At 67.6% G+C, this 12,300-nt stretch carries 7 protein-coding genes; 1 reads left to right on the top strand and 6 read right to left on the bottom strand.

The window, feature by feature from the left end; translation table 11 throughout:
- A partial coding sequence (locus BLS91_RS15360) for an HNH endonuclease signature motif containing protein (protein ID WP_139165822.1) occupies positions 1-396 on the top strand: 396 nt, incomplete at its 5' end.
- A 58-nt stretch (positions 397-454) separates the two neighbouring features.
- Here the strand turns inward: BLS91_RS15360 and BLS91_RS15365 are convergent.
- From BLS91_RS15365 to BLS91_RS15390, 6 genes are all read right to left on the bottom strand, one after another.
- The gene (locus BLS91_RS15365; RefSeq protein WP_092341643.1) at positions 455-5,794 is read right to left on the bottom strand and encodes a VWA domain-containing protein; all 5,340 of its coding nucleotides are present in this window, start codon (positions 5,792-5,794) and stop codon (positions 455-457) included.
- Positions 5,795-7,033, bottom strand: coding sequence for a variant leucine-rich repeat-containing protein (locus tag BLS91_RS15370; protein WP_092341644.1), 1,239 nt, complete (start codon positions 7,031-7,033; stop codon positions 5,795-5,797).
- Between the two features lie 54 nt (positions 7,034-7,087).
- Positions 7,088-9,097, bottom strand: coding sequence for a DUF7937 domain-containing protein (locus tag BLS91_RS20350; protein WP_092341645.1), 2,010 nt, complete (start codon positions 9,095-9,097; stop codon positions 7,088-7,090).
- Positions 9,098-9,147: 50 nt separating this feature from the next.
- The gene (locus tag BLS91_RS15380) at positions 9,148-10,710 is read right to left on the bottom strand and encodes a variant leucine-rich repeat-containing protein (protein ID WP_092341646.1); all 1,563 of its coding nucleotides are present in this window, start codon (positions 10,708-10,710) and stop codon (positions 9,148-9,150) included.
- Between the two features lie 76 nt (positions 10,711-10,786).
- Positions 10,787-11,449 carry a hypothetical protein gene (locus BLS91_RS15385; protein WP_092341647.1) on the bottom strand — a complete coding sequence of 221 codons (663 nt, stop codon included), beginning with the start codon at positions 11,447-11,449 and terminating at the stop codon, positions 10,787-10,789.
- Positions 11,436-12,299, bottom strand: coding sequence for a PP2C family protein-serine/threonine phosphatase (locus BLS91_RS15390; protein WP_241983007.1), 864 nt, complete (start codon positions 12,297-12,299; stop codon positions 11,436-11,438). Before BLS91_RS15390 ends, BLS91_RS15385 begins: the two co-directional genes overlap by 14 nt.
- Position 12,300: the final 1 nt, after the last annotated feature.

Below are 12,300 nucleotides of genomic sequence, written 5' to 3' on the forward strand. Positions count from 1 at the left end.
ATCTGCTCCGGCGGCGCCCAGAAAGTCATCGTCGGCGACACCGGCGACGTGCTCTACCTCGGCGACACAGTCCGCTGCTTCACCCCCAAACAACGCGCCGCCATCACCGCCCGCGACGGAGGCTGCATCATCCCCGGCTGCACCATCCCCGCCCGCTGGACCGAAACCCACCACGTCATCCCCTGGCAACAACACGGCCGCACCGACATCGACAACGGCACCCTCCTCTGCTGGTTCCACCACCACACCATCGACACCAGCGGATGGAAAATCCGCATGATCAACAGCCGACCCCAAGTACGCGGCCCCCTACTCTGGGACCCCACCCAAACCTGGCGCCCCGCCCACAGCCACCGCGCCAACACCACCAACCCCGAACCACCCTGGCGCACCTAAGCCTTACCGCGCTGTCCACCAGAGTGTTTCGGTTGCACATCCTGAAAGGGCCGTGCTTTCAGGCGCCGACATCTCCGCGCGCGAGATTCCGCGGGTGCCCAACGAGTTTCTTGGCGCTGCGACGCGAAGCTCCGCCGGCTAGGCGTTGACCGAACAGGCACCGGGCGAACAGCGCGAGTCCGATCGCGGCCAATAGCATCATCAGACCGCCGAACACCGTGGCCACGATCCAGACCGGCACCAGGGCGCCGATCCGCAGCTCGCGAACCAGCTCCAGTTCTACTCCGGTTTCAGCCGCACCGTTCATGGTCAGGGTCGCTGTACCCAGAGCCGTGTGCTGTGGAACGATGGCGGTGAGTTCGGCGTGGCCGGCGGCATCCGCTGTGGCGGTACCGAGAATGCTCGGGTCACCGCTGAGGGTCACGACCACCGGCGAGCCCGGCAGGTAGCCGGAACCGGTCACCCGCACCTGTTGCCCGGGCGACACGTGCACGGCTGGGCCGCTCACCCCCAGCTCGGCCAGCTTCGTGGGGTTGGCGAGGCCGGAGACCGCACGGTCAACGCTCTTGAGCAGTCCGGGTGCCGGCACCGCGTAGAGCTCGGCGCTGGCCAGCGCGGATGCCGACGGTTCGACACGCGCACGGTTCTGGCTCCAGAGCAGCAGGGTGTCGCCGATCGCGGTCAAGCCGTCGACGCCCGGTGCGAGCTGCCCCTCATCGGTCACCGTGACGAAGCTGTCGTCGTCGCACAGGGTGTGGTTGGGCTGCAGGGCATCTTCGGGCCCGGCGGCGTAGTACACCTCGTAGCCGTCAGCGGCCGCCCGCAGGGCTGCCGTTTCAAGGGACGCGTTCAGGTAGGCGATGACGGTGTGTCCCACCCGTGCTTCGGCGCGGCCCCATTCCTTGGTGCAGTCGATTCCGCGGTCGCTCGAGAACAGCTGCGGGTAGGCCGTCACGATCACCGGTGCGTGGGTGCCGCCGCGAGCTTCGCGGGCTTGCTTGGTGTTCACGGTGGCCCAGATGCTGCGGTAGACCGGGCTGAGGTCAAGTTCCTGCACCTTGCCGATCACAGTACGAACGGCCTGGTCGTCGAGTGCGCAGCCGGAGCTCGCGCACAGGGCGAGCAGGGCGTCGAGCCCCACGTCGGCGGCGCCGACCGAGACGACCACCTCACTCACTGCGGGCTCGGCCGCGAGGCGTTCAAGCTGGTTGTCTGCGCCACCTGGCATCTCAGCGCCGAGCAGGTTGTTGCCCGACGTTGCGGCGCAGGCGAGTACGACCAGGTCGGTCGATGCGGCGAGAGCGCCGGCGTACCCGACGGCTCCGCTGTTCTCACCGGCCTCACAGTTCGTGTCTGAACCGCCGGAGGCCGGGCCGTCACCGACGAGAGCTGCGGGATAGTCACTCGCCGCGGCATCCGCCAAAATCGCTCCCGGCTCGATCGGATCAGTGCGCTCTAGCAGGGTCTCATAGCTGCCCTCGACGATGACGGCGTCGACCTCCGAACCCCAGGCAATCACCCGATAGTCAGTGGTGCCGACGGCGTCTTGCACTGCACTGTAGAGCTGCACACTCTGCGTGCTGGTGGCGCCGGGCGGCAGGTTGCCGAAGAGAAGTTGCGGTGACGGGCTGACCAGCGGCACCAGGTCGCCGCTCGGAAAGGTGAGCGCGACGGTGATGTCGGCCGCGTCTCGACCCGAGGGGTTCGTCACCGTGACGTCAACGTTCTGGGGCTGGTTGGCCAGAATGGTGTCGCCGGCCGCGACCGTGAGGTCGATGCTGGCTCGACCGAGTTCGGCGAGCTTGTCGGCGAGCGCAGCGACGTCGTCGACCGAGGTGTAGGTGCCGTCGGTCTCCTCGGCGATGCACTTGAGCTCGGTTTCGCCGAGTTCGGAGGTCTGGAAACCCACGGTCTGCACCTGCAGGTCGAAACCCTGAGCGCGAATCTGCGCCGCAGCCTCGCAGGGGTTTCCACATCCGCTTTCCCCGTCGGAGACCAGGGCCACGGTGGCCCCGCTGAGGCCGTCTTCCTGCAGCTGTTTGGTCGCTGCGAGCAGCGCCTCGGCGGTGGGCGTGCCTCCAGACGCGGTAAAGCCGGCGATCTCGGAGACGAGGTCGCCGGTGCCCATCACCGGGGCGACCTCGATGGCGTAATCCCCCGGCGCATCGCAGCCGCCGCCGTAGGTCCAGATTCCCATTTCCGAACCGAGCGGCTGGCTCATCACCAGCTCGGTGAGGGCGTCCTGCGCCTTCTCGATGCGTTCACCGGACATCGAACCGGAGAGGTCAACGACCACGAGCAGGGGGCGATTACCCGTTCCGGTGGCCGTGTCGGGCTCGGTGTCCGGGGCAAAGGCCTCATCCCCGGTCAGAGCGTAGGCGAGCTCATCGAGGGTGTACTCCTCGTCCCAGAACACCTTCTTGTACAACTGCAGCGGCTCAGCCTCCCAGCTGAGCAGATTCTTGTCCAAAACCTCGAGTTTCACGCCGATGACACCCTCCACGACGATGTCGAAAGTGCTCGAGAAGACAACGGATGCCGGCGCCTCGCCGACGGTGCCCTCGGCCACCGAGCCCACGGTGAGGGCCGGCTTGATATTGATACCAAAGTAAACCCCGGCCATGTCGTAGATCATCGCGTCGACCCGCAGGGCAAGAGTGGCGCCGAGGGCGACCTCGAGTTCGCTCTTCCACACGGTGGGGGCGGTCTCGGTGATGGTGTCGTTGAACGACCGCAGCTTGCCGTTCTCGAGGCGCACACCGAATTCGCGGGTGATGCGTTCAACGGCCGTGAAGGTTGTGGTGCCGGTCAGCGACAGGGACCAGTCAAACTCAGCGCTCAGGTCGAAGGTGAGCACCCAGGGGATGGGGACCGGAGTCGGAATCACTCCGAGCAGACGCCCCAGCGAAACGTGGGGCAGGTCGCCGGCGGTCACCTGCAGCGGTGAGCCGACCTGGCCCACTCGGCGTTGCTTCTTGCCCGAGCCGTAAGCGACGGCAATTTCGCCGTAGGAACTCACCTCGATCGTCTGGGTCTGTTGTTGCTTGACACTCGATTCGAAGTCGGCGAGCACTGTGCGCACGTCGCGGGTCCACTCCCAGAACGGTGCGATCTCAATGGTCAGGGTGGCGTAGCTGACCAGTTCGAAGGCGACACCCAACTCGAGGCTCGCTTCGCCGCTGAACGTGGGTTTATTCGGAGTCGGTGCGGCGCTGGGCGCCGGTGCCGGCGTGGGGCTGGGGCTGGCGGCGGGCTCTGGCACTGACAGCTCGGTGTCGCCGGCCGAGAAGCTCGCATCGGCGCCCTCGGCGGACGCGGTGATGCTCATCTTGAGGTCGTTGCTCTTGCTCTCGTACTCCACCGAGACTTCGGGCTCGGTCGTGACGGAGACGGTGGCGCTGAGGTCGACGACACCGATGCGCTTGGTTTCCGCCAGGTCCGTCGTGGGGAGGCCGGCCGGGTCGGCGGCGGCGTTGTACGACGCCGGCAGCACGACCGGGCGGTTGCCTTCGGTGGAACTACTCGCGGCACCACTGGCAGTGGCCGGCGGCGTGAGGGCCGTGTCGGGAAGCAGAGCCTGCTCGACGACCCGATGATTCACCTGCAGCACGATGTCGCCGAATGCCGCCGGCCGAGTCGTCACGACCACGAGCCCGTCGATGAGTTCCACCGCGATGACCTCGCGCATGATGCCGTCCGGCGTCGCCTCCGACACCCCGGCAACGATGAACTCGCCGACGACGGCCGGAGACAGCCCAGCAAACGAGATCGACGAGGCGGTCAGGTTCGACGCCACGTCCAGGCTCGCCTCCTCGAGCACGACGGTGCGGTTGTTGGCGACCGCCTCAGTTGCAGCCGGTACCTCCACGGTGAACGCGACCTCGTCCTGCCCGGTCTGGCCGGCCCAGTCCGTTACCGTGGCGCTCACCTCGTGGCTGCCGGGGGTCGCTGAGGTCTCGATGCTCCACCGCGGCGGAGTCGTGGTGGTGTCGACGCGAGCACTGCCGATAAGGCGATTACCGAGGCGCACCTCGACGAGCTGCACGCCGGCATCCGCTTCGTCGATCGTGCCGTGAATGACGAAGGTTCCGCCGGCGTCGCCGAGATTGACCGTGCCGTCCTGTGCCGGTTCGGTGATGGTGAGCGTGGGCGGGTTGTCGTTGGCCGGCAGCGCGGTGGGAAAGTAGCCGAGCAGGGTGAGTGAGTCGGCGATCGCGCCGTCGGGCAGGCTGATGGTGCCGCCGGGGCCGGCGATGACCAGAGTGGATGCCGCCCCGCGCACTGGCAGGGTCGTCTCACGTCGGTCGTCGGCCAGGCTGTCACCGGCGTCGGCGCTTACGGTACCGGGAGTGGCGCTGGTGACCTCGACGCTGTAGAGGGCGGAGCCGACTGACGCCGTGGCGATGCCCTTCGGCAGGGTCGGCGCGAGGCCATTCGATTCGAGGGCAGTGTCGAGGGCTGTGGTGGCGACCGGAACGAGCCCGCCGACGATCGTGGCGGCGTCGAGCGAGCGGCTCTGGCCGGCAACCCAGCCGGTGACGCTCGCGCGCACGGCGTCGACAGTGCCGCTGAAGCTCCACTGGAACAGGCCGCGGTCATCGAGCGGAACGAGAATCAGGGCGTTGCTCCATGATCCGCGGCTGTGCACGACCGCCGGGGCGTCATCGGTGCCCGCGGTGGGCAGGCTGAGCCGCGCGTCGGAACCGAGCAGGGCAACCTGCAGCCAGACGGCCGCCACGTCGTCGGTCGGTACCGCGCCGAGACCTTGGGGGCTCAGCATGATCGGTGAGTTGAGGGCGGCGAGCGTGCCGCCGAGACCGGCGCTCGTGTCGATCACGAGGCGAGGCTCGATGGCCGCACTGCCGCCCGGTGCAACCGCCGGCTCGCCCTTGCCTGCCACCTGCAGGTAGGCGAACAGGGTGAGGGTGACGGCAACCGACTGGTCGGCGGTGAGGGTGAACGAGCCCGTGTCGTCGAGCCGTACGAGCTGCGAGGTCGTGCCCGGCGCGTTGGCGCTGAAGCTCACGATGGGGGTGACGGTCGGCTGTGAGCCGATGACGATGGCGCCGGGTTCGGTGCCGGGAACGATCTCGAGTTGGAGCAGAACGGAGGTGGTATTTTTCGGGAGGGCGGCATCCGCTCGGTCAATGGAAAACTCGGTCCCGGCATTCGCCACCAGGTCGTCTGACCCGACGTCGAACGGTTCGACGGCGTGCCAGCTTCCGGCCGAGCCGGCGTCGTCGAGGCCATCAAGGGTGCCCGCGGCGGCACTGTTTCGGCCGTCGATGAGAAACCAGACCACGCCGATCGCCAGCACCAGGGTGACGACGACTCCGGCGGCGATCAGGATGAGTGCCGCGCGGCGACGCGGCTTAGGAGCGGCCCCCGAGGCGCTCACTTAGAGTTTTCCCAGTTCGTCGATGCTGCCGAGGACTTCCGGGGTGATGAGCACGAGGTACGAACCGTAATCAGATTCGGCGCTCGTGACTTGCACCGACAGGGTTGTCACGCCGGAGACGAGCCAGCTGAACGCCACCGGAGGCCCCTCGGCGAGCGCGTAGCGGGCGATTTCGGCACCGTCGGCGAGCACCACAACGGTGATGGACTCGTCACTGTACTGGTCGTCTTCGAGGCCGAGCGAGCCGGTAACCTCCGCGACGTGGCCGCCGAGCGTCCAGGTGACCGTCTCGGTGTCTGGGCTGGCCGACACCGTCACCGCGTCGTCGTAGTCCTGGCCGCCGACCGACTGGGTACTGCCGAAGCTGGTCGATCCCTTGGTCGGATCGATGTCGTCGAGCGAGACACGTGACGCACTGTCGGCAATCACGATGGCGACCGATTCGGGCAGGGCCGATCCGGGCGCCGGAACAATGCTGGTGACCGTGCCGATGACGGCGCCGGGAACATACTGGCGCGTCTGCTCGACCCGGGCGCCCATACCCTGCAGCTCATCGATGATCTCGGCGGCTGGGCGGCCGGCAAAGTCGGGCACAATGGCGGGCGTGGATTCCAGGATCGTCACGCTCGTGGGGTTTTCGGCGCCGAAGACCGGCGTCTGCTGCACGATGACGCCGACCACGCCAGCGGCCGGGCGGGTGGCGACCTCGATGAGTTCGGCCGGCACCCCCGCGTCGACGATGGCCTGCATGGCCCGCTCGGTGTCGAGTCCGCGCACATCGGGCATGATGGCCACGTCGCCCGGTTGGTATTCGGGCAGCGCTACGGTGATCACCTCCGGGCTCGTGCGGGAGACCTCGGCGACCACCAGATGGTTGGCGACGGCCCAACCGGCGAAGACTCCGCCGGCGCCGCTCGCGAGCATGAGTGCCAGAACGGATGCCGCAGCCACGGCGATCCACCAGCGCGCCTTGCGTTCCGGCGGCACCGTTTTGGTCTCTGGAGCGGCCGGCTCGGGAGCCGGATCGGTACTCGTTGGGTCGGGCGCAGCCAGATCTGTTGCAGCCAGATCTGCCGCTGTCACATCGGCGATCCACTGCAGAAGCCCGGGATAGCTCGCGGGGTTGTTCACGATGATCTCCCGCAGTTCCGGATGCTGCTGGGCGAGCTCGGCGAGCCGCTCCGGGCTGCTCTGAGGGTCAGCTGCGAGGTTCTGCAGGGCGATAAGCGTGGGATTCACGGGCTGGCTCCGGGTTGGGGATGAGTGGGGTGCGGTCGCAGGTGTTCGGTGGGGCTAGAGGCCGCGGGCGCGCAGCGCCTGCTGCACGAGCGGGTCGGGCGACTGCGCCAACCAGGTGAGCAGGTCGGGGTAGGCACTCGGGTTGCCCGCTAGTTGCGGCCAGACCTCCGGGTGCTTCTGCGCCAGGTCATAGAGCTCGGCGGCCGAGGTCGCCGGATCGCCGGCCGCGAGGCTGGCCGGGCTGGGAACTGCGACGGGCGCTGCGGCTGCCGGTTCGGGTGCCGGCTCGGCTGGCGCTTCGACCGGTGCCGGCGGAGCTGGCGGCGCGACCGGGGGTACCGGCGGCGCGACAGGTGCAGCCGCTGCGGGTGCGGCAGCAACGGGTGCTGCGGGCGCAACGAAGGCCGCCGGAGTCACGGTTGCGGCAGCAACGGGTGCTGCGGGCGCAACGAAGGCCGCCGGAGTCACGGTTGCGACAGCGGCGGGTGCCTGCACGACCGGCGCCGCGGCATCCGCTTGCGCGGTCGGCGGAACCGGCGGAACAGCCGAAACGGGCGCAACCGGCGGAACCGGCGCATAGCCCGTGTAGGTGGCCTGAGCCTGGGCCCGAACCGGTCCGTACTGGGTGAAGTAGCCACGAACGGCGGCCGGGGCGGTGAGCGAGTAGAACACCAGGGCTGGCAGTCCGAACGCGAGGGCGAGACTCAGCGTCGCCGCGGTCGTGAGGATGATCAGCGAGAAGGAGCTGTACGCCGCGCCATCGAACATCCAGGAATAGAGCTCGCCGACGTTCTCGTAGCTGAGGGTCTGGGCGCGCAGCACGACGAAGACGATACCGAGCACGGTGACGACGCCGGTCAGCCCGAGCACGAGCCACTGGCTGCCGGCCGGGTTCGACCGCAGCGTTGTGCGGGCGATGATGGCCACCACAATGATGATGGAGAGCACGATCGTGGCACCGATGTTCAGACCGGTGGAACCGGTATTGGTACCGCTCCCAATGAGGTTGGCGATGACCAGCAGCAGGCTTAGACCCGCGGCGCTGATGATGAGAATGAGAGTGAGCGAGGCCACGCCGAACCATTTGGCGATCGGTTCGATCGGCACCATCGCCAAACGCAGCGCCGGTGCCGAGGCCAGGCCGAGCAGCCCGGCGAGCAGAATGAGCGGGTAGCCTCCCCAACTGAGCGACTCGATACCGCCCACGGACAGAGCAAAATCGGTGAATGCGTCGATCGTGATGACGGCGACGGCGATGCCGCCGAGCGTGCGGCCGACGGTGAGCCAGATCGCGCTGCCGCGAATGATCCCATAGATCGGCAGCAGCACGGCAGCGACGCCGGCCAGCACGGCCACGACCGCGGTGAGCAGCACCACGGCGTTGACCTGAGCGGATGTCGACGCGACCAGTCCGAGAACCAGCGCGCCCAGCACGGTCAATGCCACCACGGCGCCGTATCCAATCACGATGCGGTGCCAGATTCGAGCGATCGGGTGGTAGCCGACGATGCCGACCAGTTCGGCGGAACGAGGCTGGGCGGCGAGGAAGGCGCCGGCCAGTCCGAAGGCAGCCGCGTAGCCGAGCCCGGTCGTTTGATCCTTCGAGAAGGCGTCAATGAGCATGAACCCCAGCACGAGGAGCGCGTATGGGACGTTGACCAACAGTCGGATCAACCAGATCTGGGCGAGCCCGACGCCCGGCCCGAAGACGCCGGCGCGCAGCAGGTAGGTGAGGCTGAGCGAGAACAGCGACAGCAGCGTGATCAGGATGACCTCGATGCGGCCGGTCGCTCCGATCGTTTCGCTCATGTTGTAGGTGTCGGGACTGTTCATCCACGGTAGGGCCAGGGAGATGAGGAGCAACAGCAGTGCTCCGCCGTCGCGCGCCCAGTCGGAGGCGGGGATGCCGGCGAACGGGTTCGGTCGGGTCGGTGCCGGGGCGTACTGTGGCGCAGCTGCGGGCGCGGCGTACTGCTGCGGGGCCGCGTACTGTGGCGGCGCGACGGGCGCCGCATACTGCGGAACTGCCGGCGGCTGCTGGGGGGCGTTCGGGTCGAAGGTCATCTGAGTCCTCTGTCTTCGTTCTGGTTTCGTGTCACGGTGCTGCGCGGGGGTTATTGGTAGAGCCGGTCGAGTTTGCCGTCCTGGCTGAGTCGCACCAGGTTGTCCACGGCGATGCCGGTCACGTCGGCCACGGTGCGCATGGGGCTGACGAACCATCCGCTTTTCTCCTGCACGGAGAGAACTCGCCAGCTGTCGGCGCCGAGTTCTTTCATCCAGGACGCGTCGTCGAGGCATCCGTCGAACGACGAGTAGCCCGAATCGGTGGTGACGCAGACTCCGTTGAATTCGGTGCGGTACGGCCAGTTGTAGCCGTCGCCCTCGATCACGATGCTGTCGATGTCGAGGCGCGCCGTATTGCCCTCAATCTGCGGAGTCACAGCGAAATCGGTGATCTGCAGGTTGTCGTAGTCGCCGTCACCGTCGGTGGGCATGAGGGCGTCACCGTAGAGGCTGAGAAAGCGACGTTCGGCCTCGGGCAGAACCGCGGCGAGGTCGCCGTAGTCGCCGTTCTCGCCGAACGCGATCACGGCTTCGGCGAATCCTTCGGCAGCGGCGTCGGCGGTGTCGAACGACGCCACGTCGCCTTCGGGGACCAGGCTGCCTCGGGCGTTCGATCCGCTCTGCAGAATGTTCTCGCCGGTCGTCAGCAGCGGGCTGACGTACCAGGAGCCACCCTCGCGAACGGTGACGATGCTGGCGTCGTGTCCGAGCGAGTCGGCCAGGTCGGCGGCGGTCTGCGTGTACGGCAGCATGTCGTTCAGTTCGTCGATCGACGACTCGCGCAGGTCGGCGATCATGGAATCGGTGTCGCTGTCGTCGTAGCCCCACGACTCCTGCTGCAGGCGCAGCTGCGGCGCGACGACCTCGAGGTAGGCGTCGGTGATCGTTTCAGCATCACCGTTCATGGTCATCTCACCCGCGGTGATAGTGACGACGGCGATGCCCTCTTCGATGTCTTCAGACTCGAGTTCGAGCCCGGTCAGGGTGATGTTGAGGCTGTCGACGACGGTGTTGATGAGCTCCGGCATATCAACCGGGTCGCCGTTCTCGTCGTCCATGGCGATGGTGCCGAGCTGGTCGATCGGAGCCTTGAACGATTCGATCTCAGCGGGAGACAGCGAGCCGTACAGGCTGATCAAGTCCATATCGGCGGTGCCCTCGAGCAGCTTTTCGACCGCAGCAGTCGGTGAGGATGCCCCGCCCAGCTTCGAGAAGATGGCCCCGTAGGCCCAGATGCCGCCGCCGGCGACCAACAGCACGACGACCCCGATTGAGCCCCAGATCAGCAGTTTCTTGCGCGGTCTCTTGGGTGTTTGGCCCGGCTGGGCCTGGCCAGCCTGAGCCTGACCCGGCTGGGCATAGGGATTCACCAAAGCGGATGCCGCCGGCTCGGTCGCCGGCGCGATAACGGCGGGCGCGACTGCGGGCGGCGCGATCACGGGCGCGATCGTGCCGAGCTGGAGCATCCACTCAATCAGGGCCGGGTAGCACGACGGATTTCCGGCGATGACGGGGTGCAGCTCGTGGTGGGCGGCAGCGATTTCGGCGAGCCGGGCCTGCGAGGTCGCCGGGTCGGCGGCTTCCCGATAGAGGGGGGAGGTGGAATCTGTCACGAGAGAAATGCTCCTAGATGGTCAGTGCTGGTAGACGGGTACGAAGTGAGGGGGCGGTAGCGGGTAGCGGTCGCCATTACCAGGTGAGAATGGTGAAGACCGTGTACGCGGCGGCTGCGAGAACGACCAGAACGGTGATCGAGATGATCAACGTCAGGGTCACTCGGCGACGGCGACGCTTCGTGACCGCGGCACGCTCGCGAATCTCGGCGGCCGCGTCGGCGAGACGGAGACGGGCCAGGTCGGGCTGCACGTCGGCGAGGGGCAGCGGGTTCTTTGGCGGAATGATGGCCGGTGTCGGCCGCGCCGCGTAGCGCACGCTCTCACCGCTCTGCACCTGCGGCGGCTGGTAGCGCCGTTGCAGGGAATCCACGACCGGTGTGTGCAGGGGGGCGGCCGCTCGCCGTCCGTTCAGGAGGGTATCGGCCGCCGTGCTGCCCCGGGAGGAACGCACGGTGGCCTCGTCGTCCGGGCCATTAGTCGGGTCATCAGTCGGGTCATCAGTCGGGTCGGCCGCATCTGGTGCCTTCGTACGGGCCGGTCGCAGCACACGGCGGGTGTGTTCATCACTGCCGCGTTGCACGATGCGGGTGTGTTCGTCCATCGTGCGCGAAACGATAATGGTGTCGTCGCTGTCGGTGTCGTCGGTGTCATCGGTGTCGGTGTCATCGGTGTCGTCGATGTCGGGCAGGTCTGCCACCGGTTCCGGGGGTGGCGCGCTCGGGTCAGCGGGCTGCATTGCGGGCCACTCGTTGCACCGGTCGGGTGTCTTCGGTGCGGGTATCGATGGTGTCGGAGTGGTCGTCGCCGATCGCGACGCCGTGCCAGGAGCTGACCCCGCCGGCGATGACATCGATCACGATCACCGAAACGTTGTCGCGGCCGCCGTGCTCGAGGGCCCCGGCGAGCAGCGCGTCGGCCGTCTGCTGGGTGCTGCCGCCGAGGGTCAGACCGGCCTTGATCGCTTCGTCGGAGAGCTCGCCGCTGAGGCCATCGGAGCACACCAGCAGTCGTTCGCCGGTCACGACCGGTCGCAGCCAGTAGTCGGCGCTGCTGTTGTCGGCACCCATCGCGCGGGTGATGACGTTTTTGCGGGCGAAGCTGGCGACATCCGCTTTGAGCAGTGACCCTTCCTCGATGAGTTCCTGGGCGAGGGAATGGTCGACGGTGAGCTGCTGAAAGTCGCCGCCGTGCAGGCGGTAGACGCGCGAGTCGCCGACGTTCACGATGAGCCAGTGTGGGGCATCTTCGTGGTCGATGAGCACCAGGCCGGTGAGAGTACTACCCGCGCCGCGCCCGGTCGAATCCGACACGGCGCGCACGCTGGTGTGGGCGCGCTCGACCGCGGCCACCACGTCACCGGCCGCAACATAGGTGCGGCCGACGCAGCCCCGGAACTCGGCGATCACAGCGGAGCTGGCCCGCTGGCCGGCCTCCAGCCCGCCCATGCCGTCTGCGACGATGAACACCGGTTGGGACGCCAGCAGCGAGTCTTCATTCTCGTGCCGTTTGCGGCCGACATCGGTGCGCGAGCCGCACTGCAGCGACACCCCAGCACTGGTCGCTCGCTGTTCGGCGAGGTGCGTCACG

The organism is Cryobacterium flavum (genome assembly GCF_900103805.1).
GTDB classification, from domain to species: Bacteria; Actinomycetota; Actinomycetes; order Actinomycetales; family Microbacteriaceae; genus Cryobacterium; species Cryobacterium flavum.